This window comes from Pseudarthrobacter kochi (assembly GCF_055412805.1).
Window position 1 is genome coordinate 15,683 of sequence record NZ_JBVAYV010000017.1, and the last position, 26,576, is coordinate 42,258.

Annotated in this window: 22 protein-coding genes; 11 read left to right on the forward strand and 11 right to left on the reverse strand. The window is 66.8% G+C overall.

Annotated features, from left to right (window positions below; all coding sequences use genetic code 11):
• Nucleotides 1-102 precede the first annotated feature (102 nt).
• The gene (locus ACZY0Y_RS10270) at nt 103-669 is read right to left on the reverse strand and encodes a type 1 glutamine amidotransferase domain-containing protein (RefSeq protein ID WP_463957820.1); all 567 of its coding nucleotides are present in this window, start codon (nt 667-669) and stop codon (nt 103-105) included.
• 318 nt (nt 670-987) lie between these two features.
• On the opposite strand from ACZY0Y_RS10270, the gene ACZY0Y_RS10275 reads away from it, so the two are divergent.
• The 3 genes from ACZY0Y_RS10275 to ACZY0Y_RS10285 all read left to right on the forward strand — a co-directional run bounded on the left by ACZY0Y_RS10275 (nt 988) and on the right by ACZY0Y_RS10285 (nt 4,110).
• The gene (locus ACZY0Y_RS10275) at nt 988-2,997 is read left to right on the forward strand and encodes a glycosyltransferase family 2 protein (protein ID WP_463957822.1); all 2,010 of its coding nucleotides are present in this window, start codon (nt 988-990) and stop codon (nt 2,995-2,997) included.
• Between the two features lie 92 nt (nt 2,998-3,089).
• Entirely contained in the window at nt 3,090-3,341 is a 252-nt protein-coding gene (locus ACZY0Y_RS10280; RefSeq protein WP_463882385.1) for a DUF2630 family protein, read from the forward strand.
• A 22-nt stretch (nt 3,342-3,363) separates the two neighbouring features.
• Nucleotides 3,364-4,110: a CapA family protein gene (locus ACZY0Y_RS10285; RefSeq protein ID WP_463957824.1), complete on the forward strand. Its 747-nt coding sequence runs from the start codon at nt 3,364-3,366 to the stop codon at nt 4,108-4,110.
• Here the strand turns inward: ACZY0Y_RS10285 and ACZY0Y_RS10290 are convergent.
• Nucleotides 4,068-4,649, reverse strand: coding sequence for a GAF and ANTAR domain-containing protein (locus ACZY0Y_RS10290; RefSeq protein ID WP_463957826.1), 582 nt, complete (start codon nt 4,647-4,649; stop codon nt 4,068-4,070). The two genes, ACZY0Y_RS10285 and ACZY0Y_RS10290, sit on opposite strands and share 43 nt — an antisense overlap.
• A gap of 264 nt (nt 4,650-4,913) precedes the next feature.
• Between ACZY0Y_RS10290 and ACZY0Y_RS10295 the strand changes: the two genes are divergently transcribed.
• Nucleotides 4,914-5,138: a hypothetical protein gene (locus ACZY0Y_RS10295; protein ID WP_463882368.1), complete on the forward strand. Its 225-nt coding sequence runs from the start codon at nt 4,914-4,916 to the stop codon at nt 5,136-5,138.
• A gap of 80 nt (nt 5,139-5,218) precedes the next feature.
• On the opposite strand, the gene ACZY0Y_RS10300 is transcribed toward ACZY0Y_RS10295, so the two are convergent.
• From ACZY0Y_RS10300 to ACZY0Y_RS10310, 3 genes are read right to left on the reverse strand one after another with little or no spacing between them, the layout of a single operon-like run.
• The gene (locus tag ACZY0Y_RS10300; protein WP_463957828.1) at nt 5,219-6,142 is read right to left on the reverse strand and encodes a DUF6282 family protein; all 924 of its coding nucleotides are present in this window, start codon (nt 6,140-6,142) and stop codon (nt 5,219-5,221) included.
• Between the two features lie 36 nt (nt 6,143-6,178).
• Nucleotides 6,179-7,570, reverse strand: coding sequence for an MFS transporter (locus tag ACZY0Y_RS10305; protein ID WP_463957830.1), 1,392 nt, complete (start codon nt 7,568-7,570; stop codon nt 6,179-6,181).
• A 53-nt stretch (nt 7,571-7,623) separates the two neighbouring features.
• Nucleotides 7,624-8,436, reverse strand: coding sequence for an IclR family transcriptional regulator (locus ACZY0Y_RS10310; RefSeq protein ID WP_463882359.1), 813 nt, complete (start codon nt 8,434-8,436; stop codon nt 7,624-7,626).
• A gap of 214 nt (nt 8,437-8,650) precedes the next feature.
• On the opposite strand from ACZY0Y_RS10310, the gene ACZY0Y_RS10315 reads away from it, so the two are divergent.
• The 7 genes from ACZY0Y_RS10315 (at nt 8,651) to ACZY0Y_RS10345 (ending at nt 17,029) form a co-directional block, all read left to right on the forward strand.
• Nucleotides 8,651-9,553, forward strand: a complete 903-nt coding sequence (locus ACZY0Y_RS10315) for a cupin domain-containing protein (protein ID WP_463882356.1) — start codon at nt 8,651-8,653, stop codon at nt 9,551-9,553.
• A 34-nt stretch (nt 9,554-9,587) separates the two neighbouring features.
• Complete coding sequence (locus tag ACZY0Y_RS10320) at nt 9,588-10,337, forward strand: HpcH/HpaI aldolase family protein (RefSeq protein WP_463882353.1); 750 nt, start codon at nt 9,588-9,590, stop codon at nt 10,335-10,337.
• A gap of 98 nt (nt 10,338-10,435) precedes the next feature.
• Nucleotides 10,436-10,753, forward strand: coding sequence for a DUF6221 family protein (locus ACZY0Y_RS10325; RefSeq protein ID WP_160663666.1), 318 nt, complete (start codon nt 10,436-10,438; stop codon nt 10,751-10,753).
• A 180-nt stretch (nt 10,754-10,933) separates the two neighbouring features.
• Nucleotides 10,934-12,382, forward strand: a complete 1,449-nt coding sequence (locus ACZY0Y_RS10330; protein WP_463957832.1) for a S8 family peptidase — start codon at nt 10,934-10,936, stop codon at nt 12,380-12,382.
• 72 nt (nt 12,383-12,454) lie between these two features.
• A complete protein-coding gene (locus tag ACZY0Y_RS10335; protein ID WP_463957834.1) occupies nt 12,455-14,329 on the forward strand; it encodes a Na+/H+ antiporter in 1,875 nt (624 codons plus the stop codon).
• A gap of 85 nt (nt 14,330-14,414) precedes the next feature.
• The gene (locus tag ACZY0Y_RS10340) at nt 14,415-15,581 is read left to right on the forward strand and encodes a glycosyltransferase (RefSeq protein ID WP_463957836.1); all 1,167 of its coding nucleotides are present in this window, start codon (nt 14,415-14,417) and stop codon (nt 15,579-15,581) included.
• The gene (locus tag ACZY0Y_RS10345) at nt 15,578-17,029 is read left to right on the forward strand and encodes a lipopolysaccharide biosynthesis protein (protein ID WP_463882341.1); all 1,452 of its coding nucleotides are present in this window, start codon (nt 15,578-15,580) and stop codon (nt 17,027-17,029) included. The genes ACZY0Y_RS10340 and ACZY0Y_RS10345 overlap by 4 nt, the downstream gene beginning before the upstream one ends.
• Before the next feature lie 29 nt (nt 17,030-17,058).
• On the opposite strand, the gene ACZY0Y_RS10350 is transcribed toward ACZY0Y_RS10345, so the two are convergent.
• The 6 genes from ACZY0Y_RS10350 to ACZY0Y_RS10375 form a co-directional block, all read right to left on the reverse strand.
• Nucleotides 17,059-18,921, reverse strand: coding sequence for a nucleoside/nucleotide kinase family protein (locus tag ACZY0Y_RS10350; RefSeq protein WP_463957838.1), 1,863 nt, complete (start codon nt 18,919-18,921; stop codon nt 17,059-17,061).
• A 371-nt stretch (nt 18,922-19,292) separates the two neighbouring features.
• Complete coding sequence (locus tag ACZY0Y_RS10355; protein WP_463957840.1) at nt 19,293-20,981, reverse strand: long-chain-fatty-acid--CoA ligase; 1,689 nt, start codon at nt 20,979-20,981, stop codon at nt 19,293-19,295.
• A 45-nt stretch (nt 20,982-21,026) separates the two neighbouring features.
• Nucleotides 21,027-22,061: an aminoglycoside phosphotransferase family protein gene (locus tag ACZY0Y_RS10360; protein ID WP_463957841.1), complete on the reverse strand. Its 1,035-nt coding sequence runs from the start codon at nt 22,059-22,061 to the stop codon at nt 21,027-21,029.
• Nucleotides 22,058-23,419 carry a nucleotidyltransferase family protein gene (locus ACZY0Y_RS10365; RefSeq protein WP_463957843.1) on the reverse strand — a complete coding sequence of 454 codons (1,362 nt, stop codon included), beginning with the start codon at nt 23,417-23,419 and terminating at the stop codon, nt 22,058-22,060. Before ACZY0Y_RS10365 ends, ACZY0Y_RS10360 begins: the two co-directional genes overlap by 4 nt.
• Nucleotides 23,420-23,489: 70 nt before the next feature.
• On the reverse strand, nt 23,490-24,278 hold the full coding sequence (locus ACZY0Y_RS10370; protein ID WP_463957845.1) for a glycoside hydrolase family 16 protein: 789 nt from the start codon (nt 24,276-24,278) through the stop codon (nt 23,490-23,492).
• Between the two features lie 31 nt (nt 24,279-24,309).
• Complete coding sequence (locus tag ACZY0Y_RS10375; protein ID WP_463957847.1) at nt 24,310-26,571, reverse strand: hypothetical protein; 2,262 nt, start codon at nt 26,569-26,571, stop codon at nt 24,310-24,312.
• Nucleotides 26,572-26,576 lie beyond the last annotated feature (5 nt).

Below are 26,576 nucleotides of genomic sequence, written 5' to 3' on the forward strand. Positions count from 1 at the left end.
CGCAGCTGGTGCGCCGGGCGGGGTGCCGTGGGGCGGCGCGGCCGGTGAACGTGACAGGGCATATCCTGCCCCAAATCGGCTCTTCGGGGTAGGTGCTGCCGGCTAGGCCGTTTGTCCGGCGTGCTCGCCCTCTTCGATCTCCTCCAGCAGCTTGTCGTTGAAGGCCGGAAGGTCGTGCGGGTTCCGGCTGGTCACGAGGCCCTGGTCCACCACCACTTCCCGGTCGCTCCAGTTGGCACCGGCGTTCTTCAGATCGGTCTGGAGCGTATGGTAGGACGTGACATTCCGGCCGCTGATAACGCCGGCATCGATCAGCAGCCACGGGCCGTGGCAGATCGAGGCCACCGGTTTGTGCTGCTCGAAGAAGGCGCGGGTGAACGCCTGGGCGTCCTTGTCGACGCGGAGATGGTCCGCGTTCACGACGCCGCCGGGGATCACCAGGGCATGGAAATCGGAAGCATTCGCCTCGGCGACGGTGAGGTCGACGTCGAATTTCTGCCCCTTTTCGGTGCCGTCATAGCCCTGGAGCTTCCCGCCCCTGGGTGCCACCAGCGTGGGCTCGCCGCCGGCCTGCTTCACCGCGTTCCAGGGGCTGGTCAATTCCACCTGCTCCACGCCGTCCGTCAGCAGGAAAGCGACTTTCTTTCCGGAAATATTGTGCTTTGACATAGGTCCTCCTCTAGTGCCGGGGGAAGGTCCGCACGGCCGTTAAACCGGCCGCGATCCTCCACTCGGAGAGATTGATGCCTTACCGGATCCACTCTAGGAAGCAACAAACTAATAAGCAAGCTGATTATGTGGCCTGGTGCCCTGCCAGTGAGCGGCATCGACGGAGTGTGCATCCGGGCCCATCCGCCCGGGGGTGCCATGCTGATTGCCGGGCAAATCCTTGGGTTAAGATGCGCTCAGCCTGCGCCACCAGCACCCCTGCCGGTGCGAAGATCGATTCGCGAGGGGCACCAGAGTCTGCCCCGCTGATGGGATGGCATGTCAACTCTCCAGAAGTACTCCTCCGGTCCGGCTTCCGGCCCCGCGGAGGAGGCAGTAAGCCACGATCTTCTGCGTGCGGCTAAATTGCTCTCGCGCGCGGGGATCGCATCGTGGGCGGCGCAGCTGGGGACCCCTGGTCCCGAAGCCCCGCGTTCCCGCCGGATGGCCCACATCGGCGGCATCGCCGCGATCGGGTCGCTGGTCATCTACCTGACATGGCGCCTGGCGTTCACCCTCCCGACGGGCGGGTGGAACCTCACCGTCGCCCTGGTCCTGGTGGTGTTTGAGGCGCTCCCGCTGGGCGGCCTGATACTCAAGGCCATCACCCTCTGGAACATCGACAGTTACGCGCCCCCGCCCGTGACCGAAGCTCCCCTGGGCCAGAAGGTCGCCGTGCTCATCCCTACCTACAACGAGCCCGTCGAAGTCCTCGCCCCGACCATCGCCGCGGCGTGTGCGCTCGAACCCGCCCACCAGACGTGGGTGCTCGACGACGGCGACCGCCAGTGGGTGGCGGACATGTGCGCCACGTTCGGCGCCCGGTATGTCAGCCGCCCGCAGCACGACCACGCCAAAGCCGGCAACATGAATCACGCCCTGGACCTCATGGCGGCCGAGGAGGAAGCGGGCCAGGAGCGGATCGACATCATCGCGGTATTGGACTGCGACCATGTTCCGCTCCCGACCTTCCTGACCGCCACCCTGGGCTGGTTCGCCGATGAGGAGATCGCCCTGGTCCAGGGGCCGCAGGCGTTCTACAATTCCGGGGCCTTCGACGACGACGGCATTTCCGGGGAACAGGGCATGTTCTTCAATGTGCTGATGCCGGCCCGCAACTCGGCCGGGGCCGGTCCGTTCTGGTGCGGTTCCACCTCCCTGCTGCGCGTGAAGGCCCTGCGCGAAGTGGGCGGGGTAGCCACGGAGACCATCACGGAGGACATGCACACCACGCTCAAACTCATCCGGGTCGGCTGGAAGACCGTCTACCATCACCAGACGCTCGCGGTGGGCCTGGCGCCGGCAACGGCGGACCAGTACCTGCTGCAGCGCCGGCGCTGGGGCATGGGTGCCATGCAGATCCTGACCCACGAGCGGCTCTGGGCAGCCAAGAGCTGGATGTCCTGGCGGAACTTCCATGAATACCTGAACGGGACACTGTGGTGGCTCGAAGGAATCGCCACTCTGGTGGCTTTCCTGATCCCGATGCTCGTCTTGGTCTCAGGGGCACAGACCTCCACGGCCGGGCCTGTGGAATTCCTGATTGCCTTCGTCGCCATGTTCTGCACCCGCCTGTGGGGCTCAAAACGGCTGATGCGGCACCAGATCCACTGGCCGACGGCGTTCGCGCTGCGGATCTTCCGTGTTCCGGTGGGACTCGCATGCCTCTGGTGGCTGGTATCCCGCCAATCGCTGGAGTTCCAGGTCACCCCCAAGGGCGCAACCGACGCTCGACTCCGCGGCCGCACCCCACAGGTGCTGAATGTCCTGGTGATCGTTGTGGCCGCAGTCATCCTGTACGCCGCGGCCGGCGTTGCCGGGTGGGTGCCGTGGGCGACCAGCCCGGGGTCCACCGTGGCCGCCGGCGCCTGGCTGCTGCTGGCCGGCGTCGTACTGGTGCTGGGAACCCGGCGGATCCGGGCATCCGAATTCGCGACCTCGCGGCGGAACGGCCACCGGATAGCCATCAAAGCTCCCGTAACCATTGGCGGAGTCCAGGGGCAACTGCTGGACATCTCCGTGGGAGGGGCGGCGGTGAGCTTCGCTCAGGGAGTGCTGCAGGAAGGACAGCGCGTCCGCCTGGGTCTTCCCGGCGCGAAGCCCGTCGCCCTGGAGGTCGTGCGGGTGTGGGACGGCGCCGACGGCTCGGAAACATCGTCACTGCGGGCGGCGGATGGCGACTGGGCCACGTACCGCGCCCTGTCACTGTGGATTTTCCACACCCCCGATAACGCCATCCCGGGATTCCCGCCCGGCGTTCCGGCTGCCGCCTCCCTGCGCATCGGCTGAACCCGCAGCCGCCTCCGGTGGACGGTCCTCTGGCCAGCTCATCGCGGCCTCGCTACTCTGGCGGAAGGACCGCTACCCGAAAGAAGGCCGTCATGGACGAACAACACATCCTGCAGCAAATCTCAGCGCTGGTCGAAGAAGAGCAGTCGCTCCGCGAGAAGGCCCCCTCCTCTGTGCCGGATTATGAACACGGCCCGGAGCATGCCCGGTTGCAGCGCATCGAAGAGGACCTGGACCAGTGCTGGGACCTCCTGCGGCAGCGCCGGGCCAAGCGGCAGTACGGTGAAAACCCGGATGAGGCGCAGCCCCGCCCGGTCAAGCAAGTGGAAAACTACGAGTCCTAGCTCCCGGACTCGCGGGTGCGCCATGTTGATCGGGTTGTTGGGCGACGTCATGCTGGGCCGGCTGGTCAACGAGCGGCTGCGACGGGTCAGCGCAGATTACCCGTGGGGAGACACCGGATCCGTGCTGCGCCAGGCGGACCTCACGATCGCCAACCTCGAATGCGTCCTGGCCGCCGGCGGGGACCCGGAAGCCGGAAAAGTGTTCCATTTCCGCTCCGACCCGAAGAACGTGGCAAGCCTCCACTCCGCGGGGATCGGGATGGTCTCGCTGGCCAACAATCATGTGCTGGACTACGGGGCAGGCGCCTTCCGGGAAATGCTGCCGGCGCTCGACGCGGCCGGCATCCTGCATGCCGGCGCCGGGCTGGACCGGGAGGCCGCGCGCCGGCCTGCGGTGCGCCGCGTGTCAGGGACCGCCGTCGGCCTCATTGCCTTCACCGACAACCAGCCTGACTGGGAAGCCGGCCGCGGGCCCGGCGTCTTCTACGTTCCGGTCGTGGACGGCGACCGGCGGGTGGCGGACCTGCTGGCGCTGGTCCGGCGGACGAAGGCCCGTGTCCAGCTCCTGATCGTCTCCACGCATTGGGGGCCCAACTGGGGCTCCGGCGCCCCGTCCGAGCACCGCGAGCTGGCCCGGGCACTGATCGAGGCGGGGGCCGACGTCGTCTACGGGCACTCTCCGCACGTCTTCCGCGGCGTCGAGCTCTACCGGGGCCGGCCGATCATCTACAGCGCCGAAGAGCGCTCCATCAGGATTCCTTTGGCCTGACCGATCAGGTCCCGCGTGTCCAGGGCCAGGGTGAGCTGGCTGACCTGCTGGCTGCCGGCGACGGCGACGGCGGCGTGGGCAGCCACCAGCGCACCGATACGCTCGGATTCGGCGTCGAAGGCGCCCACGTCCTCCCCGAAGAGGTTCAAGGCTCCGAGGTGGTCACCATTCACAAAGAGCTGGAAGGAGAGCATGCTCCGCGCCCCCAGCTTGACGGCCGCCCGCGAGAATTCCGGCCAGCGCTGGTCCGTGCTGAGGTCGGGAACGCTGACGACCCGCTTGTCATAGGACGCTTCCATGCACGGCCCCTGCCCGGTTTCGCTTTGGAGGGCGTCCACCCGGCGCGGAAGATCACTGGAAGCGGCACGCGAGTCGATCTTCCGGTAGCCGGTGACCAGGCTGACCGAGGCCTCTGCCACGTGCGGCACGAGCTCAAGGGCAGCGTGCACGATCCCGGCCAGCATCGAGTCGACGTCGTCCTCGTGCTGCAGCTCCCGGGCGATGTCACCCAGCCGGATGGCGAGGGCGTCTGCGCTCATCGGCTCGCCGGGCACAGGCGGCGCCCCGGCACCGGTTTCCGCTGGACTTGGCACCCTCATGGCGCACCTCTTTTGCCTCATTGAATCCCGATGCTGCTCTCCCTCGAAATATACCCCCGGTGAACACCTCCCGGCACAGCCCGGGACGAGGATCTTACGGTGTGGTAACCCCGTCTTAACGTCGCTGTGTGAGACTGGGGCATCGGACTCAATCGAGACTGGCAACCCTGCTGCACCGCAGACCCTCCAAGGAGCCATGCAGACATGAACAGCCAAGACCAGAACGCCCCCGCCAGCCCCCGGATACACGAGGGCAGCGAAGCCCGGCCCGACCTCAGCAGCCTGCACGTCCGTGAGGACATTGCCATTACCGGGCTCTGCGGCAACGTCCATCTGCCCACCGGCCGGACCTGCGACATGCCCGAGCGGCACGACGGATCCTGCCGCTTCGTCGGTCCCGAGGACGCGGAGAACCTCGCGGCACACTGACCGCCGGGACAGCTTGATAACCAAAAGGCCGACGGCGGGAGCTCCCGCCGTCGACCTTTGACCAATTGATCTTTTCTCGTCTAGCCGTCCAGGACGCGCCCTGTGTTGACCGCTACCAGCTTGCGGACGTCCTCGCGGCTGACGCCTGCGTCCAGGAGTTGGCCCAGGACGCGTTCGTAGGAATTGACGGGGAACGGGTTGTTCTTCTGGCCCAGGTCAGAGCCGATGATCGTGTTGTCGATGCCCACGGCATCGATGAAGCTGAGCATCGTGTCCACCTGCCACTGGAAGAACGTGGTCCGGTCATCGTATTGGACCAGTCCGTGCTCGACGACGGCGCCGAGGTCCACCCATTCCCTGGCTTGGGCCGGGTTGGCTTCGATCACGAAGTTCGGGTGGTTCACCACGAGCCGGCGGAGGCCCATCTTGTTGGCGGTTCGCAGCACAGCAGTGATCTCGGGTGGTGACATGTGTCCGGTGGAGAGGATCGCGTCGGCGTCCTTGACAAGCTGCAGCACCTCGACGGTTTCCGGGAGCAGGTTCCCTGCGTCGTCGAGGACGGCGATGGGGGTGGTCTTGCGGAGTTTGATACTGGTGGAGGGAAACTTCAGGTGTTCCTCGCGCTCGTGGACGCAGATGTGTTGTTCGGAGGACACCGTGGGCATCCAGACCATGCGCCCGCCCATTTGGAGGCTGAGTTCGACGGCGTAGGGGTTGATGCCTCCCACGTAGTTGTTCAGGGCCACGCCGCTGTAGACGGGAAGGGGCAGCCCGCCGATGGCGTCGTCCACGGCGGCGATGTCGGTGACCATGCTGTGGTGGTGGGACTTGACCAGAATGGCGCGGAATCCTGCGGCGTGGGCCTGGTCAGCGACGCCGCGGATGCCGATGTTCCGGGGGAATGGCGAGGGTGCGGGGTGGACGTGGAGGTCGACGGCGCCAACGAGGAGTTCGGGGATCCGGGCGTCGGTGAAGACGTGTTCGTCTGTTGCGAGGGTAGTCATTGCGTGTCTCCTGAGAAGAGTGTGGAGGCTGGGGGCCTAGGCCTGGGAGCCGGCCGGAACCGGGGCGGCGGCGTCCATGTCGACGTCGCGGGTTTCCGGTCCGAAGTAGGCTCCGGCGGCAAGCAGCAGGCCGCCGATGACGATAAGGACTACGGGGGTGTAGGCCATGGGCATGACGGCCGCGAGGCCACTCATATAGAAGGTGTAGAACGCGGGGATGATCAGGGCGAAGCTGTAGCCGATGCCGTAGCCGCTGGCCCGGATGGCGGCGGGGAACCGCTCGGTCAGGTACGCCGCAATGGGGCCAAAGGCGGAGATGGTGAAGACATCGACCACGGTCGCCAGGATGGTGATGGCCACGAGGTTGTCCGCCGGCGTGTTCAGCAGCAGCACGAATGCCGTCCCGGCGATCGGAAGCGACGTGATGCCGAAACCCATGTAGAAGCGCCGGCGGCCGATCTTCTGGGACAGGACCGCCGCCCCCAGGAAGCCTCCGATGGTGACCACGGAGGCAATCAGCATGATGACACTGACCGTCTTATCCGGCACGCCCACGGAATTCTTGAGGGTTGCGGGAAGGATCGCGGCCGCGACGTTGGTGAGGAACCACAAGCCGGTCATGAGGGTGAAGACCTGCAGCAGGCTGCCGCGGTGGCGGCCGAAGAAAAGCGCCTTCACGGGGGAACCGGTGGCAGCGGAGGCTTCGAAGTCCGGGGCCTCTTCGACGTTGCGGACGTAATAGGCGAACACCGCAAAGGCGAGAAGTCCGCCGATGACGAACGGGATGCGCCAGCCCCACTGGACGTAGGGCGAAGCCACACTGCCGGCGGGAAGGATCATCAGCAGGCCGAAGGTCAGGACCGCGATGGTGGCGTTGGCCAGCGGGTTGGTGGCCGTGATCAGGCCGCTGGCCAGTCCCCGGCACTGCTTCGGCGTCCACTCCATCGCCAGCGGCACGGCCGTGCTGTACTCGCCGCCGAGGAAGATGCCGCCGAGGAAGCGCAACAGCACCAGCAGGACGACCGCGAGGCTGCCAACCGTCTGGTAGCCGGGAAGGCAGGCAATTCCCAGGGTGGTCAGCCCGAAGCCTGCGAGCGCGACGAGTGTGAGTTTGTGGCGTCCGAACTTGTCGGCGAAGTGGCCGAAGACGGCCGATCCGAGGGGCCGGGCGACGAGTGTTGACGCGAAAACGAGCGCGGCGATGGTCGCCGCTGTTCCTTTGTCCATTTCCGGGGGCTGGAAGTAGATCATGGCTGGTGCCAGGGCGATGATGGGCAGGTAGATGTCGAACTGATCGGCGTAGTAGCCGAAGATGCCGCCCTTGAGCGCTGAGCGTCCGGGGTTGGCGTTGTCGTTGTCGTTGGTTCGCCCGGCCCGCTTGGAGCGGGCCGGTTTGGCAGGGGGCTGCAGGGTGTTGTGCACGGACATCGTTGTCCTCCGTTGGTTGTTAAGGGGATTTGATCTTGGGTGGTGGCCGGTGCTTAGTTGCGCGGGCCGGTTTCGGCAACGTCGGCCGATCGGCCCGTTGCCTGGTTGCGCTGGGTGCCTCCACCCAGCGCGGCGGTAAGTTCTGCTGCAGCGGAGCCCACGTCCCAGGCGGCCTGTGAATCGCGGTCCAGGCTCAGGACGTGGTTTGTGGCCACCAGGGCGAGCGTGGCGCAGATGCCGTGTTCGTCGAAGATCGGCGCCGCAACGGCGTTGACACCGCCCAGGTCGGGGCTGGTGGCAACTCCGGTTTGCCGGGTCAGTTCGATTTCGGCGCGGAGGGCTTCCTGCTGTTCCGGAGGGAGCGCTGAGAGCATCCTTTCCGCCCGGAGCTGATCCGCGGTGAACGCCAGAAAGACCTTCGCCTGGGCTGAGGTGAGGGGCAGCTGCGACCCAACCCGGACAGAGACCACCACGTTCCGGCTGGTGTCCTCCTCCACCCTCGACACAACAGGGCCCCCGGATCCCCAGAGGCTCAGGACCGCAGTCATGTGGGCCCCCAGGCTCAGGTCCCGCATGACCGCCGGCGCCAGGTCAAGGACCTTCCGCTGGCTCAGGGCGAAGGTGCCGAGCTGGAGCAGGAGCCCGCCGGGGACGAAGGATCCGATGGCGTGGCCGCGTTCCAGCAGCCCGGCTGCCACCAGTGAGTTGCAGTACCGGTAAACGGTCGAGCGGTTCAGGTTCAGGAGGTCCGAGGCCTCAGCGGCGGTGAGCTGGGGCCGGTTGGGACCGAACAGCTGCAGGATTTGCGCGGCGCGGGTCACGGCCTGGATGTCCGAGGCCGACCCGGCGGAGCTTTCTTCAGACATGCGACCCTCTGTTCGTATCGATGTTTCGTTGTTCGCAATCCGGAACAATTAGTTGATACTCTAAGTGAAGTGAGCCACACTGGCAAGTGACGTAGTTCGCATTCGTTCATTCTTAGGAGAGCATCCCGAGAGAAAATGTTCGACATACGAAGTTGAAGAGTCCATTGCGAACAACCAGGCGAAGTCTTTGACACGTCTCAAAGGAGAGATTCCCATGTTTGACAAGTCCGATCCCCGCGCCGGCCTGACCCGCAGCGCCCCCGCCGTCGCGCCCGATACTGGTATTGCGGCGCCGCACTACACGGAGTTCGACGGCGAGCCGAGCCAGATCAGCCCCAAGGGCAGCCCTACGTGGATCACGCGGGGGCAGAACTTCGTCGTTGCCTACTCCCGGCTGGCAGCCGGAGATGAGCTGCACCGGCCTGCCGGTCAGGATGAATATGTGGTGATCCTGCACCAGGACGAATCAGTGGTCACCGCCCGCGCCTCAGGGGAGCAAGTCACGGCCAAGGGGCAAAGCCTCCTGGTGGTGCCGCCGGGCGAATCCGTCATCGTGGCCGATCAGCCCACAGACGTCGTGAGGGTCTTCGATATCCGCGCCGGGGACCTCGCAGCCCTGGCCGCCAACGCCGCGGACTACGCCGTGGACCATCCCCGGGTCGCACCTCTGGAGTCATGGCCGGAACCTTTCGACGGGGACAAGCTCCGCGTGTACCCGCTGGAGACGATTGCCCCGGAACCGGGCCGCTTCGGACGCATCTTCCGGACCCGGACCCTCATGATCAACTACATGTACCCGACCGAGGGACCCCGCGACATCAGCAAACTGTCGCCGCATCATCACGATGACTTCGAACAGGGATCCTTGGCAGTCCGCGGCAACTTCACCCACCACATCCGCACGCCCTGGACTCCGGACATGAAGCAATGGAGGGACGATGAGCACACCCCGGTGGGCAGCCCCTCCCTGGCGATCATCCCGCCGCCCACGGTGCACACCACCAGGGCCACGGGTGCCGGATCCAACATCCTGATCGACATCTTCAGCCCGCCGCGCGAGGACTTCTCCGACCAGCCGGGCTGGGTATTGAACGCCGCCGAATACCCTCGCAAGTAGCACCGCAGCTCCCGCCAACGACAGGACAACCACAGTGTCAATCCTCAATACGCCCGGAGCCGTCGGCACCTGGGTCAAGCTGCCCACCATCGAATCGGTCCAGATCCTCGCCCACGCCGGCTACGACTTCGTCGTCATCGATCAGGAACACGCCCCCATCGACATCCGCACCGCATACCAGCTTGTGAACACGGCCACCGCCGAGGGAATGCTGGCATTGGTGCGGGTCGATGAACTGCGCCCGGCGTCCATCCAGCGGATCCTCGACGCCGGGGCCGCCGGCGTGCTCATCCCCCACATCGACACACCGGAACAGGCGGAAATGGCAGCCAAATCCGTCCGGTTCCCGCCGTTTGGCATCCGGGGGGCTGGCGGCACCAGCCGGGCAGGCCGCTGGGGAACGCTGCCTTCGTCGGACTATCTGGCCTCCGGCAACACGACAGCACTCTGCATCCCCCAACTGGAGAGCAAACTGGCCATCGACAACGTGGAAAGAATCGCGGCAACCGAGGGCGTGGACGCACTGTTCGTCGGAGTGGCCGACCTCAGCATGGACATGGGAACCTCGCCGTCGGATCCGGAGGTCATCAAGCTCTACCTCCATGCCCTCGACATGGCCCACCGCGCCGGCAAGCCGTGCGGCTTCGCTTCAGGTACTGCCGATGGCGCACGCGCCGCACTGGACCACGGGTTCGACTTTGTGATGGCCAGCAGCGATACGGCAATGTTGGTAACCGAGGCCTCCGCCGTCCTGCGGTCTGCCAAGGGTTCCGCGCCTCGCTAAAGGGCCCCTGGATGGAGGGGGACGGCTTCGACTACTCCAGGAACTGACCGTGCTTTCGGTCGTATCCAGACGTATCGCAGGGCGCGTACGCTCGCGGTGTGGACATTGTCGAATTCCTGTCCGAGCGGATCAGCGAGGACGAGGCCGTGGCCCGGACCCTCCTCGGCGACCGGACTGTCTCGAAATCCGGCGCCTGGTACGAGCAGCGCCTGTTGCTCGAGTGCGAGGCGAAGCGGCGCCTGATCAGCATCGTCGAATCCGCCCGGCAGGCTGCCCTTGCAGCGATGGTCAGCGATCCTGGCCACGACTCCGGCTGGATCCCGCAGTCCCTTGAATGGATGGAGCGCTCGCTCAACGCCCTGGCTCTGCCCTACTTCGACCACCCCGACTTCGAGCAGGACTGGCTCCGGGCCTAGAGCCGTCGCCTTGTCGGTGGCGCCGGTCAGGCGTCCGACGGCGGCAGGGTCCCGCCGCCGTCGGATCGCCGTTCGCAGTTCTCTTCCACGTTAATCCGAAGGTCCGTGTGCAATGCACGATCGCGGGCCTAAGCTAGGACCGGGGGCGCTCAATAGCGAAGACGCTTAAGGGAGGCCACTATGTTCAGCCACGTCCGCCATCCGGGATCATCACGACAGCCAGCGCTTGCAGCCGCAGGACCACGCCAAGATCCCGGCAACGCCGCTCCACCGCCCAAAATCAGGACACGGGTTCGGTCCTTCGTCGGCGGCCTCGCAGCGCTGAGCCTGGCCGTGGCCGGAGTCCTCGTCGCAGCCGTCCCCGCAACCGCGGCCGAGCAGGAACAAAGCTACATTGTGGTGCTGAAGGACGAGGTCGTTGACCCCGGCGCCGCGGCCGCAGCCCAGCAGGGCAGCTACGGCCTTACCGTTTCCACGGTCTACCGCGACGCCGTGAACGGGTACGCCGCCACGATGACGCCCTCTGAGGCGGCCCGCCTAGCTGCCGACCCGGGCGTTGACTTCGTCACCGTAGCCAGGGAATTCCAGAAGCCCAAGGACCCGTCTCCCAGCACCCAGGTCGCGCCGAAGTGGTGGAAGAGGATTGGCGGCACTCCCCCTGGCGAACGGAAACACCACGGACCCCGGGACCCAGTGGACGTCAACGTGGCCGTGATCGACAGCGGCATCGACGGCACCCACCCGGACCTCAATGTGCGCGGCGGCATCGACTGCTCCACCGGCACCCCGGTCACGGTGACCCCCACGGACAAAGTTGGGCACCGGACCTTCGTGGCCGGTGTGATCGGCGCCAAAGAAAACAAACAGGGCGTGATCGGGGCTGCCCCGGGAACCCCGCTGTGGTCCGTACGCGTGGTGAATGACGCAGATGTGATCACGGAAGAAATGCTCATCTGCGCCATCGACTGGGTGACGGCGACGCGCAAGGACAAGGACCCAAACAACGACATTGAGGTGGCCAACATCAGCATCGGCGGCCCGGGCGCCGACACCTCCAATTGCGGCAAGGGCACGGACCCGATGCACTACGCCATCTGCCGCTCGGTCAAGGCCGGGGTCGCCTACGCCGTGGCGGCCGGAAACTCCGGAGAAGACATCGCCAACTTTGTTCCCGCCACCTACGACGAGGTGCTCACCGCCACGGCGATGGCGGACTTCGACGGCAAGCCGGACGGACTCGCGTCCCCGGTCTGCGGGGCCGAGGACTGGTCCAAGATCGGCCAGTTGGATGACCGGCCGGCCTTCTTCTCCAACTACGCCAGCGAACCCAAGGACAAAGCCCATACTGTCGCAGCCCCCGGGGTCTGCGTCTCCTCCACGTCCCCGGAGCCGGCAGGCTATGCGGTGGCCCATGGAACCAGTTTCGCCAGCCCCGCCGTCGCCGGCTTGCTGGCGCTGTGCATCAGTGAAGGGGAGTGTGAGGGCTCGGGCAAGGCCCTGATGTCACAGTTCCTGGATCTGACCGCCGCATACAACAAGGAGCACCGCGGCTTCGGCTTCGAAGGCGACCCGCTCCGCCCGGTCCAGGGGCAGTACTACGGATATCTGGCCCAGATCGCGGGGTACTGACGGGGCCCGACCCGGGGACGGCTGACGGCCGCCGGTCGCGGCCGACAGAACCACGCCTGAGAGAATAGCCCCATGGAAGTTGCCCTTGGATTGCTTGCACTCGCGTCGGTGGTTTGCGCGGGCAGCGCTTTGGGCCGGAAGATCAATGTTTCCGTCCCCCTGTTGCTGGTGCTGGCAGGCGTCGTCGGATCCTTCCTGCCCTTTGTTCCCGACATCGAGTTGAACCCGGAACTCGTCCTGGTGGGGTTGCTGCCGCCCCTGCTCTACGCCGCGGCGCTGCAGACCTCACTGTTCGATTTCGGCTCCAACCGGCGCGCCATCGGCCTGCTGTCGGTCGGCTACGTCATCTTTGGCACGCTCGCCGTGGGCTTCGTCGTCTGGTGGCTGTTCCCCGAGATTCCGCTCGCCGCAGCGATCGCCCTCGGCGCCGTCGTCGCACCGCCGGACGCCGTCGCGGCGACTGCCATCGCCCGCAAGGTGGGCATGCCCCGCAGGATCGTGACCATCCTCGAAGGCGAGTCGCTGGTCAACGACGCGACGGCCCTGGTCTGTCTCCGGGCGGCCATCGCCGCCATCGCAGGAACCGTCTCCGCGGCCGGGTTGGCCGGCGGATTCCTGCTCGCGGCCGGCGGCGGGCTGGTGGTGGGACTGGCTGCGGCTTACGTGCTGACCCAGCTGCGCAAGCGGATCCGGAACGTCGCGATCAACACCACCCTGTCCCTGATGGCACCCTTCGTCGCGTACCTCCCGGCGGAGGCGATCCATGCCTCCGGTGTCCTCGCCGTCGTCGTGGCGGGGCTGGTGATGGGCACTAAGGCGCCGTCCATGCCCAATGGCGCGGCCCGGCTGAGCCAGCGCAGCAACTGGAACACGGTGCAGTTCCTGCTGGAGAATTCGGTCTTCCTGCTGATCGGCCTGCAGGTCCGGACCATCATTGAAGGCGTCCAGGGCGACTCGCTGGGGGCCGCCCGGATCTGGGCCGGCTGCGCCGTGATTCTGCTGGCGGTGCTGCTGCTGCGGCCGGTCTGGGTGTTCCCCGCGACCTACCTGCCCCGGCTGGTTCCGGCGATACGGCGGAAGGACCCGGCCCCGCCGTGGCAATACGCCGCCATCGTCTCGTGGGCCGGCATGCGCGGTGTCGTCACCCTCGCGGCGGTGCTGGTGCTGCCCGCGGACCTGGAGCACCGTTCCGTGTTGGTGCTGGCGGCAATGGTGGTGGTCGGCGGAACCCTGACACTGCAAGGCTTCACCCTGCCCTCGCTGGTCCGGCTGCTGCAGGTCCAGGGGCCGGACCAGCGTGAAGATGCCCTGAATCAGGCGTCCCTGATGCAGCTGGCCACGGCGGCCGGGGTGGAACGGCTGCAGGAACTCCGGACCGACGCCGACCCGCCCGAAGTCATGGCGATGCTCAAGCGGCGGACCCAGGAACGCGGGCTGGCGGCCTGGGAACGTCTTGGCCGGCCCTCGGCGGAGGCGGCGACGCCGAGCCAGCGCTACGCCCACCTGCGGCTGGCGATGCTGGATGCTGAGCGGACGAAGGTGCTGGAGCTGCGGCGCGGCGGCGGGTTTCCGCATGAGGTCCTCAGCTCGGTCCTGGACCGGCTGGACATTGAGGAATCGATGCTGGACGCGGCGGTGGAGGACCTGGACATGTCCAGCGGCGGCGGCGGCGAGGGCGTTGCCCAGCCGGGCGGCATGTGCACGCATCTGGAATCCGCACCGGAACCCGGGGTCCCCGCCCACCCGTACTGTGCGGACTGCGCCCGGGACGGCACGACGCCGGTCCACCTCAGAATGTGCCTGGCCTGCGGCACCGTGGGGTGCTGTGATTCGTCGCCCGGAACCCATGCCTCCAGGCATTTCGGCGCGACCGGCCATCCCGTCATGCGGAGTATCGAACCTGGGGAGGACTGGCGTTGGTGCTACGAGGACGATCTTCTGGGCTGACAGCCGTCACACGAAATATCCGCGGTCCCAAACAGGGCCGCCGGACCCCCGGCCGCACGCCCGCAGGGTCCAGTACACTCGTGCAATGAGGCTTCTGTACATCACAGAAAGTGTGCCCAACCGGGACCCCGTCTTCGGTGACGGCAGCTCGATGATTCCTTATGAGATTCTGCGAAATCTTCCGGCCGACGTGGACGTGACCCTGCTGACGTTCTCGGGCCCGGTCGGCCTTCCGGACGAGGTGCGCAGCCGCTGCGCCGCAGTGCACGTCCTGACCCCCCGGAGCCGCGCTGCTGCGCTGATGCGGTCATTTGCTGGCCTGAACGGCGTCGGAAAGCACCAACGTTCCACTGCGGAGGCCGTTTCGACCGCCGTCAGGCTGTCAGCCCGGAGCGATGCCACCCTGATCCACGGTCCACACGCCCTTTTTCTCGCCCGCCACGTGCAGGGACCGGTTGTCCTGCAGACAGTGGACCCCTGGTCGATCCGGGCCGGGATGGACACCGCCATCGCGGGGCGCCTGCGGCCGGCGTACCGGGCACGGGAGCGTCAGGCGCTGCGGGCCGAGCGACGCCTGCCCGCACGGGCGCGCCTTCTCACGGTGGGCTCACAGGATGCCATTGAATGGTCTCACCGCCTGGCACGGCCGGTGCGGAGCATCCCGAACGGAGCCGAGCAGGCCCGCCGTCCCGCCGCCCGACAGTCCGGCCCAGTGGTCTGCTTTGTCGGCAGCCTGAACTACGGACCTAATATCGATAGCGTGAAGGTCCTGATCGGCAAGATCGCCCCCCTGGTATGGGAAAAGGTCCCGGATGCCAGGTTTGTCCTCGCCGGCCGCCGCCCCGAGCCTGAAGTCCTCGCGCTGGCCGGGCCCCGGGTGGAGGTCCTGGCGAATGTGCCGTCCGTCCTCGACGTCTTCCAGTCCGCCGATGTGGCAGCGTTCCCCGACGAACATGGGGTCGGCATCCGGAACTCGGTCCGCGAAGCGCTGGCTGCGGGACTTCCCGTGGTTGCCACACCGGTCGCCGCCCGGGAGCAGGACCCTCATCCTTTGCTGACCATTGCGCCGGACTCCGGCAACTTTGCTGAACACGTCGTCAATCGGCTGACAGGGCCACGGCCGGAGCACGCGGAGCGTGACGCCGGCGCCGTCAGGACCTGGCAGACGGTCACGCAGGAGTACTTGGACGAGCTGCGCAGCGCGACCCATCCCGGCAGCGCCGGCCTTGCGCTTGGAAGCTCGCCGGCATGACGTACGCACCCGGGGAACTGGCCCGGACCGGTGTCCGGGGCGCCATGTGGCAGGGGCTGGCCTTCGCCAGCGGAAGAATCATCGTCCTGGTGACCACCATCGTGCTGGCGCGGCTGCTGTCTCCCGAAGAGTACGGCCTGGTGGCCCTGGCCCTGGTCCTCATGGGCTACGCGGAGACTATTGCCGACGCCGGCGTGGCCCAGGCGCTGGTCTACCTGCCACGCACCGGCGTCATTGCGAGGTCCGCGCTGCTGATCTCCGCGGTGCTGGGCACCCTCCTGGGCCTGGGCGCCTTCCTGGCCGCGCCCCTGATTGCGGAGATCTTCAGCCTCCCCGATGTCGAACCCCTGGTCCAGGTCCTGGGGATCTCGGTGCTGGCCACCTCGCTCGGCGCCGTTCCCGAGGCCCTGCTGCGGCGCGACCTGCAATTCAAGAAGCTCACGGCGGCTCCGGTCATACGTGCCGCCACGATGGGCACAGTGACACTGAGCCTGGCATTTACCGGCCACGGGGCCTGGTCGCTGGCCGTGGGAACCGCGGCGGGGTCCGTGGCCTACGCAGCGACGTGCTGGTTCCTCGTGGGCAGGAGTGCACCCTGGCAAATCTGGCGCGTGCGCAAAGATGCCCTCCAAGCCAACTTGAAATACGGCGCACCGGTCGCCGGCAGCAGCATGCTGGCCCGGCTGATCTTCGACATCGACTACCTCATCATTGGCCTCCTCCTCGGGGCGCACGCGCTGGGCTACTACACGCTGGCCTTCCGCCTGCCCGAGGTGCTGATCCTCAACGTCTTCTTTGTGCTGTCGACCGTCCTGTTCCCCTTGTACGCCCAGGTACGCGGCGAGCCGGAACGGCTCCGCTCCGGCTACCTGACCAGTGTGCGGATCCAGTCCCTGTACGGCGTCACCACGGGTGTGGGGCTGGCAGTGGTGGCACCGGTTCTGGTACCGCTGGTCTTCGGCGAGAAGTGGTTGGACGCCGTACTGCCGCTCGTTTTCCTTGCCCTCTACGCCGCGGCCCGCTCCCTGGGCGCCGGCGCCAACGACGTGTACAAGGCCATCGGCCGTCCCGGCCTCTCGATCTGGGTTTCGCTGGTACGGCTCGTCATCCTGCTGCCGGTCCTGCTGTATGCCACCCAGTGGGGCATCGTGGGCGTCGCCTGTGCACAATTCGTCGTCGCGGTGGTGTTCGCCGGCGGCATGCAGCTCGTGGCCGCCCGGGTGATCGAGCTGCGGGCCCGGGAACTGCTCCGTGCTGTAGCTCCCGGTCTGGTCTGCGGTGCGGCCGTGGCAGTAGCGGGACTCGGCATCCTCGCGGCGCCGGTCCTGGGCGGAGTAGCCACCCTCGTTCTGGTTGTCCCCACGGCCGTTGCCGTGGTCTATGCGATTCTTCGCTTCGGTTTCAAGCCCCTGCATGATGAGCTGGTGCAGCTGGTCCGGCGCCGCTGACCCCCGGAGTGCCGGGGGTCAGCGGATTTTCAGCGCTCCGGGCGGCGGCCCGTCACGGTTCCCTCCGGGACTGCCACATCGAACAAGCGAAGCACCAGGGCAAACCGGGCCATGACGGCCTTGGCCAATCCGAAGCGGACCCCCTTGTGCAGCGACAGCGTGTCCAGGACCGCGGTGGCCGATGCCGTTGGCACCAGGCGGCCCGGGCTGTCCAGGGTGGTCGCGTGCCAGTGGACGCTGATGTCATCGAAACCACGCCGCTTGAACGTCCGTTTCCAACCAGCCAGCGTGCGCGGACCCGTGCGCCGAAGGAACGAACGTTTCACCTGGGCGCACATCCACCCGCCGGGCTGCACCGCCGCCGCGGCCTGCTCGAAAAGCTGCAGGTCAGGCTCCCGGAGCAGCACAACTTCAAAAGAACCGTCCGGGGTGCCATTGCGCCGGGACGGGATGCGGACGGCGTCGGGGTCCAGCAAATGCAGCGCCGCCATCAGATCCGGGCCCACCGAGCCGCCGTACCCCACACTGCGGGGCTGCAACACCGGTACCAGGAAGCGCCAGTCGAGCAGCCTCCACAAGTGCAGCGAGAGGGCGGCCGCCTCACTCGAAGGAACTGCCTCGGAGGCGTCTGGCGTGCCGGGGCACACACGGCCCCACACCGTCTTCGTTGCCAGCCGCTGGACCAGGTCCAGGGGCTGGGCGGCGTCGAGGATGTAGGAACCGGGCAGCCGATCAGCCAACTGCAGGTAGGACTGCCGCCATGTCTCCAGAATTTCCGCCGTGTGCTCGCCCTTCCTGGAGAACATCACCTCACCGGGAACATCGAGGACCAGCAGTAGGTCCGGAGCAGCGGCGAGCCGCACGGCGAGTGAGTTTGATCCTCCGGTTTTAGGTTTGCTGTCCGCAGCTCCTGGCAGCAGGGCATCGTAGGCGACCCGGTCCATGAGCACCACGCGTCCGCGGACGCGGTGGTACCGGGCGGCCATCCCGCCTTTGAGGGCCCGGTACATCTTCTTCGCGGTTCGCCCCCCGGGGACCCGGTGCAGCCAGCCATCCCACGGCCCGGCGCCCCACAAGCCCATGTAGACATAGGCGGTGGGGATGGGGAATCCGGCACGCAGGCCGTGGAGCAGTGTGGTCTTTCCGGCGCCGTCGGGGGCCATCACGCCCACCACCAGGCCCCGGCCCGGGAGCCTCGGGCTGAGCTGGCGCAGCGCACGGTTTGTCAGGGCCAGTGAGTGTGTCCGCAGGGGTGCCGCGGAAGTCCAGCCGGACCGCAGCCGGGCGGCCAGGGCAGGGGCCTCGTCAAACCTGCCGGCGCGGACCAGGTCCAGCAGTTCCGCCGCGGCGCCCGCTCCGCTGCGCTGATTCAGGTATCGGGCGATTCGGTCCGCGGGCGACGCGACGGCGGCGGCGGCCCGGGCGGCCTCCTGGCGTTGCGGCTGGATCTCCCCTTTGTCCAGCGTGAGATGGAGGAGCTGCAGCCAGGCCTGGTCCGCCGGGGCGGGCATCCACAGCTCACCCGTGCGGACGCGCCGTTCGAGGCAGCCCTGCGCCAAGGGCGTCCGCCACTGCTGGAACGGCCCGAAGGAGATTTCCGTGACAATGTCCAGTTTCAGCCACAGCTCACCGGAGTCCGAATAGCCAAAGTAGAAGCGGTGGCTACCGTGTCCCGTGGCGTGGACCCGGCACAGTCCGATCCCGTTCATGAGCCCGTCCAGGACCGGAAGCAGCTCCTGTGCCACGAGGATGTCGACGTCGCCGGAGGGCAGGGCGAGGTCGTCCTCGCCGCGCAACAGGACCCAGGGCAGCCCCGTTTCGTCAAGGGCGTGAAAGGCCTTGGCTACCGTCGGGTGCACGGCCGAATGGCCGGTGCGCGGGTCCGCAGTCATGTGCGCCGCCGTCGGGCGCGCTCTGGCGGGCGTGACGCCGGCGAGTCGCTGCGAAGCGCGTGAACCACGGGGTGAGACCTCCTTGGCCGGGTTTCCAGTTAGCTGCCATCCAGCAGCTGCCCCACTGCAATCAACCGCGTCAATCACCAGAGGACACCAACGGCGGGACAGCCGTTGCAACTGTGTACTGAAGCCTACGATCTGCACGAACGGGTGTCACTAGTAGCGGCCTCTGGGCCCGGCCTTGGATGGCTACTTGAGCAGGATGTTTGACTCCACGTGTGCCTACTCGCTCAGTCGTGCCGACCCGCCGGACGTCGACGGCGCGCCCCGCCGTCGCCCCCGCCCGCTCGCCGTGTGCCCCGGCAAGGTCAGAGCGTCGGCAGCACCTGCTCGCGAACCTGCTTCCGCAGGATTTTGCCGAGCATCGACCGCGGCATGTCCGGGATGGCAACGATCCGTTTGGGGACCTTGTAGCCGGCCAGGTGCTCGCGGCAGTGCCCGCGGAGGGAGTCCTCATCCAGCGTGGTGCCCGGCTCAAGTTCGACAGCGGCGACCACCATCTCGCCGCCCCGCTCGAGTGGCCTGCCGACGACGGCGGCGTCCTTGACGTCCGGGTGCAGGCGCAGCACCGCCTCCACCTCGGTGGGTGAGACGTTGAAACCGCCGGTGATGATGAGCTCCTTCGCCCGGTCAACAATCGTGGTGAATCCGCACTCGTCCACGGTCACGACATCGCCGGTCCGCAGCCAGCCGTCAGCGGTGAGGGTCTTCGCTGTTTCCTCCGGGTTGTTCCAGTAGCCATGGAAGACCTGCGGGCCCTTCAGCAGCAACTCCCCCGGCTGGCCCGGCGCCACGTCCACGGCGGGATCATCCAGGCTGACGACCTTCATCAGGGTCGACGGGAACGGCACGCCGATCGTGCCGTTGCGGCGCGTCGGGTGGAAGGGGTTGCCCAGCGCAACCGGCGAGGACTCGGTCATCCCGTAGCCTTCCACCAGCAGCCCGCCGGAGACCGACTCCCACAGTTCCACGACATGGTCAGGAAGGTTCATGGCGCCGGAGATGCAGTACTTGCAGGACCGGAGCGAGATGCCCTTCTCCTTCGCGGCCATGGCGGTGCGCTCGTAGATCGGCGGGACTGCGCAGTAGACGGTGGCGGGCGATTTCTTCATGGCCTCCAGCACCAGGTCCGGGTCGAATTTGGGGAAGAGAACCAGCAGGCCCTGCTTGCGGATGCCGTAGGTAAGGTAGAGCGTCATGCCGAAGGCATGGAACATCGGCAGGATCGCGTAGAAGACTTCCTTGCGGTATTCGGCCCCGTGCATCCACGCTTCACCCTGCAGGGCGTTGGAGTACAGGTTGAAGTGGGTGAGCATGGCGCCCTTGGGACGGCCGGTGGTTCCCGAGGTGTACTGGATTGCGGCGAGGTCATTGACCGCGGGACGGGGGTGTCCCGGATCGATGCGGCCGTGGCTGAGGAGTTCCTTCCACGGGGTCGTTCCCGGCGCGGGGCCGGTCAGCGCCTCGCGGGACTCCCGCAGTTTCTTTACCGGCAGGTGCAGGGCAAGGCGCTTGACGGCGGGGAACGCCGCCAGGAGATTGACCGAGACGACGTGGTCGATCTCGATGTCGGCCGGGAAGTCGCGGATGGCCGCCGCGGCCTTGTCCCAGGTAATGACGACGCGGGCCTGGTGGTCCTCGAACTGGTGGCGGAGTTCCCGCGAGGTGTACAGCGGGTTGTGTTCGACGACGACGGCGCCGAGGCGCAGTACCGCGTAGAACGCGACCACGTGCTGCGGGCAGTTCGGCAATATCAGGGCCACACGGTCGCCGGCGCGGACGCCGAGCCTGCGCAGGCCCTCCGCTGCCCGGTCGACCTGTTCGCCGAGTTCGGTGTAGCTGGTGCGGCGCCCGAAAAACTCCAGTGCGGGGGCGGTACGGGCCTCGGCCACAGACCGCTCCAGCATCGCGGTAAGAGATTCCGTGGGCAATTCGATCTCGGCCGGGACACCCGGCTGGTAGTTCTTCACCCAGGGCTGCTGGTCAGTGTGCTCCATGGTCACATCTTGCCGTGAACCGCCGTCCCCCGGCGAATTCCCGGCTCAGCACCATCCGGTGCAGACCTCGTTCAGGCCGGAGGTCACCACATGCCGCCACAGCCAGAAGTCGCGGTCCGCCAGGACGGCGGCCCGCAGCTGGGCCGACCCCGGCACTGGAACGTCCTCGCTCGCAAGGCGGTAGGCCAGCGTGGACGCTGAGCGCGCCCAGGTGGCGATCACGAGCAGCGGGAGCAGCTCCGGATCGACGCTCCGGAGCGCCAGGTGCTCGCGAAGTGGCGTCAGCGCCCACCCCCCGTGCCCGAAGGCTTTGTCGAACGCCGCCAGCTGGGCGACCCGGGAAAACGCCATGTCGGACGATTCACTGAGGTACTGGAGGTAGAAGATGAGGTCGTGCCCGGGAATGCCGTACAGCGACGAGCGTTCCCAGTCCATGACTTGAAGCCTCCCATCGGCCTGCACCAGAAGATTTGGATGGCTCAGGTCCGCGTGTTCGAATACTGCGGGCAGTGTGCTGTGCCGGAGGGGCCCCAGCAGTTCGTGGGTGCGGTCGACCAGCGCGGACACCTCGGCGTCCTGCGGCAGGAGCGCGGCGAGGGCCTCCAGCGGGCGCTCGACCGTCCGCTCGTACCAGTCCCGGTTGTCCGCCCCCTGCCGGGTGCAGGGCAGGGCGGCCACGAAGTCCACACCGAGGGTGACCGCGCCGGCCAGATCCCGGGCGACCTTGTCCGGGTCCAGCGGAGTTCCGGTCAAAGCAGTCTCCACCAGAACGGTGTGCAGCCCCACCTCCAGGGTGGCCACAATGTGGGGGATTCCCTCCACCCGCCCGCCGCTGAGGGCGGTGAGCTGCCGCAGCATCTCCGCCTCCCGCTGGACACCTTCATTGTCTCCAGGGCAGCGTGGAATTTTGACGACCAGGCTCGGAGAGCGGGCGCCGGCCGCGAAGACCAGGCCCACAACGTGCCGTGAGGTGGTGAACTGCGGCGTCACCATAACGGTGGTCCACTCCGCCCCCAGCCCGCAAGCCGCCAGCTCCCACTCGCCGTAGTGCTCGCGGAGTACCGAGTCGATGAAGTTCACGGCCGCCCTCCGGATTCCGGGGTCTCCGGCTCCGGCCGTCCGGACGCGGCCAGGGTGGCCGCGGATCCAGCCACCTGCCCCCAGACAATCTCGGTTGCAATCCTCTGGATGAGCGGCTGAGGCCGGGCAGCGTCGATGACCCAGGTGTTGGGGAGCCGCTGTGCGGTTTCCAGGTGGGCCTGTCGCCGCTCTTCAAGGACCTCAGACCGGTTTCCACCGTTCGCCGCGAACATGACCCGGCCGGGGGCGTCCAGCACAAGCAGCACATCGGGCCGCGGCGCCAGCGCGACCGCCAAGGCCGTCCCTGTCCGCTTTCCCCCGGCAGACCCGGCAGGCCCGGGCAGCAAAGAGTCGTTGGCCGGCCGGACCACAAGAACCAGCCGCCCCCGTCGATGGTGGTATCTGGCTGCCACCGCGCCGCGGATCTGCCCGACCGTGCCCTGGCCGAGCCGTCCGCCGGTAATCCGTGCGACCCAGCCGTCCCTCCGCCCGGGTCCCTGCATGCCCAGGTACACGCAGCGGCTGGGAACCGGAAAGCTCTCGCAGAGCCGGCGCAGCAGCGTCGTTTCGACCGCACCTTCCGGGCCCACCACACCAACCACGATGCCGCGGCCGACGCGCCCCTGAAAGGTCGGGCTGATCAGCCGGAGCCCCCGGTTTCGGCCCGCGGTAAACCTGGTACGCAACGGCGCGTTCCGGGTCAGGGCTGACGCCATGCGCAGGGCCGGACCCCGGAAATCCTCAACGCTGCCTGATCTGACAAGTTTGAGCAGCTGCGCGGCGGTTCCGGGTCCCACCTGCCGGTCGACATAGGCCGCGATCGCGTCATCGGTCGAGGCCAGAGCGCCGGCGACCCGGACGGTTTCCACACGCTCCGGCCCGACGGCTCCGCCCTTGTCCAGCATGGTGTGGAGGAGCTGAAGCCATGCCTGTTCGGTTGTTGCCGGGAGCCAGAGCAGCCCGTTCCGGAGGCGCCGTTTGAGGCAGCCCTGGGCCAGGGGCGTGTGCCACTGTTGGTAGGGGCCGAAGGAGATCTCCGAGACGACGTCCAGTTTGAGCCACAGGTCTTCTGCGGCGTCGTAGCTGAAATAGAACCGGTGGCTTCCGTGCCCGGGAGCGAGCACGCGGCGGAAACCAACACCCGCCAACAAGGCGTCCACGCGCTGCATCTGGCCGTCCCCCACAAGGATGTCCACATCGCCTCTGGGGCGGACGAGGTCATCTTCGCCGCGCAACAGCACCCAGGGAAGCCCCGACCCGTCAAGCGCCTGGAACGCCCTCGCGATCAAGGGGTGGATGTCCGGCTGCTCACCGTTCCATTCCCCTGGGTCGGTCTGGCCGTTACTGGGCACTTCCATCTGTTCCTCCCGCCGTAACACTGGAAAATCGTGCCTGACAATCCTGCCGGTGATATGCGGGCGGGCCGCACTAAGGCGCGTAGGCATACTGCACGACCCAGTCGACTTCCAGGTGGCCGGCCGTTTCAGGCTTGGGTGACGATTGGTCGGCTCCGTCCTTCGTCTCGGCCTGCAGCGTCAGCCGCATGTTGGTGGTGGGGACACCTTCGGGAATGGTCGTCTTGCCGACGAATTCCCCGTCCCAAAACCACTTCACTTTGCCGGGGGTCCATTCCGTCGTCGCCACATGCCACTCGGTCGCATCGGTCCGCGAGTAATACCTCGTGGAAGGGTCGAACCGGTCCGGCCCTTTAAGCGGAGAATCCTTGATGGCCGAGACGCCGTACATTTTCCCGTTGAGCTCGCCTTCCGGCCAGTCAATCTCGCCCTCGAGCCAATCATCGCTTGTGGGCCAGAGCATAAAGGCGATTTTGTAGCCCGGCAGGCTGTCCGACCGGAACCGGATGGAGTAGCGGCCATAGGTCTGACCGGCGTAGCCGAACGGGACAATGCTCGCTACCCGCGGCGTCCTGCCCTTCGTGTGGAGGTAGTAATCGAGTTTTCCATCCTTCACGGAGAGCACGGAATCCGGCGTGTAGAGGCCCTGGCCGGAGGTGTCCTCGAGATCGTGATAGCCGCGCATGTCCGGCCCGTAGACGTCACCCACTTGGCCCAGCCGGGCCGGGGTGTTGAAGTCCTGGGCGCCGGTTTGCTTCCACCCGGGGAGGTCCCCCACCGGCATGTCCGACGGGTCGGGTCCCCGCGAGAAGAACACGCCCGCCGCGACGACCACCGCAGTTGCGACGACGACCGCGACCACTCTGGCGAGAATGCCGCCGCTTGTCCCCAAGTTAACCGGTTTTTTTGATTTGGTAGATTCGGACGGCTCCATTGTCATATACATGATCGGATTTATCCCCTACGGCTATCGCCCGTTCAAGAGCGGGGAGCATGTCGGCATCGAATAGCTTGTCCTTGATCGCCTGGGCCAGTTGCGAGTCCGAGAAGACGACAAAGATGCGCTCAGGCTTCCAGTTGTTGTTCGCGTACCGCTCGACTCCCTCGGGCGTCAGGCTCCGGCTGGAGCCTTGGAGGAACTTGGTCAGCGGGGTGACCCGGCCCCATTCCAGGTAGCTGGGGTAGTTCGGCCCGATCAGCAACGGGAAGAAGGCGTTGGTTTCAAAAATAACGTCCCGCGGCCCGACCCGTGCGTCCAGCCACTGCGCCGCCACCACGTCTGCTTTCGGGACCCGGAATTTCGCTTCCGCCTGGAAGTACACGATGGTGAACAGGACAGCCATGATCGTCATTGAGGCGACGGCGCCCAGAACGGCTTTCCGGGTGCGGATCGGCCCGGACCAGAACAGCCAGGCCGTCCCGACTGCCAGCCACGGGAGCGCGAAGAGAAAGACCCGGAACTTGGCCTCCCCGCCGTAGGACTGGGCCAGGAGCCAGAACATGGGCGCGACTGCCAGCCAGCCGACGATCAGCGTTTGCCTGACGTTGCCCCGGATCAGGTTGCGGATGAAGCCGGCCAGTCCCAGCGCCCCGACAAGGAGAGAGAGGGCATCCGGAGTCCGGGCCATCCAGCCGGTGGCGTTATCGATGTTGCTGACCTGGGGCAGGGTGTAACTGGCGTTCTTGAAGATGTCGAATCCGCTGAACAGGCCATACTTGTTGTCCACATAATCGAGATTGGGCAGCAGGTATGCGATGGCCATAACCGCAAGCGCCGGGCCCAGCCACTTTGGTTTGAAGTAGCCGAAGACGAAGAGCGGGAACAGTGCCAGGATGGCCATGTACGGCGTCAGCTGATGGCTCACGACCGTCGCGGTCTGCAGGAGGAGAATCGCCAAGACCGCGGGCATCACCATGGCGGGGCTGGGGCGGACCTCTTCAGTCGACGTGGCGGCCGGGAGCCCCCGGTTGAACCGCCCCTGCAGTCTTTTCAGCCGGGCCTCCACCGCGGTGACGATTTTCACGGGACTACTGCGGAGGAAGGTCAATGCGATCAGGCACATCGTCAGGTAGAGGGTGTAAGAGAACGCCTGGGGTGAGTAGTAGTTCTGGTTCACCCAGTTGGTGAGGGCAAAGACCAGGGTGGCGGTCCAGTAGATCCTCGGGTTGGAGCTGAGGGTCCGGGCGATGGCGAGGATGATCACAACGTCCAGCAGGCCGAACCCGAACTCCGCCAGTGCAGCGTAGTCCACGGCGTTGTGGTACCCGGCCACTTCGCCCATGAAGGCGCTGACCGAGAAGAATCCGGGCCACCTGTTGTAGATGTCGATTGAAGGATCCACCTGGCCGGTGGCACCGATGTAGTTCGTCACCGCAATGTGCTTGTAGGACCAGGGCAGACGCGGAACACTGTCCACCATTGGCGCAGAGGCGTACAGCATGGCGACGAGTCCCGTGGTGGAGGCGGCCAGGAAGCCGTTGGACGCCATCTTCCGCGCCGCGACGGCCCAGATGCACAGTGCCACGACCGCGGCCACGGCGAAGTACCAGATCAGGGGAAACGTCGTCAGGAGCCCCTTGTTCCCGACGAGCTCCTCCCCTGTCGTGGCCAGCGCTACGCCCCATACGACCATCGCTGCGCCGAGGATGGCCCACGGCACGTACGTCGAGAGCCTGCGGGCCCGGAACGCCCCGAAGCTCCGCACGGAGCGCCAGTCCGGCGCGCGGCTGCTGACCGGATGCCCGTCAACGGCATGCCGGCCTGTTCCGGTCCCCGGAGGGAAGACCGCGATGAGTGCCGAGGCCACAATCAGGATGGCGGCCGTGACGGGCCGGGGATGCCAGAAATGCGCCCACGCCATGAGGACGGCGGGGAGGGTGTAGATGGCTGCGCTCATCACGACGGTCCAGACCGCGCGTGCGACCGGATCAGCGTCGGGAAGACGGCGTACCAGGACCCATCCGGGCAGCACGAGGCAGCCGAGGAGGGTGACCGGCGCCAGCACGGGCCCGCCCAGATCGAACAGGATGAGGCCGGCAAGGATGAGGCCGGCGAGGGCCAGCCCAAAGTCCGAAGGCCTGTCTGCCCTCAATGCCGAGACCGTTGGCCTCGGGGATTTGGGGGTTGGTGTTTCGTCGTGGAGTAAGAGACCCATGTCGC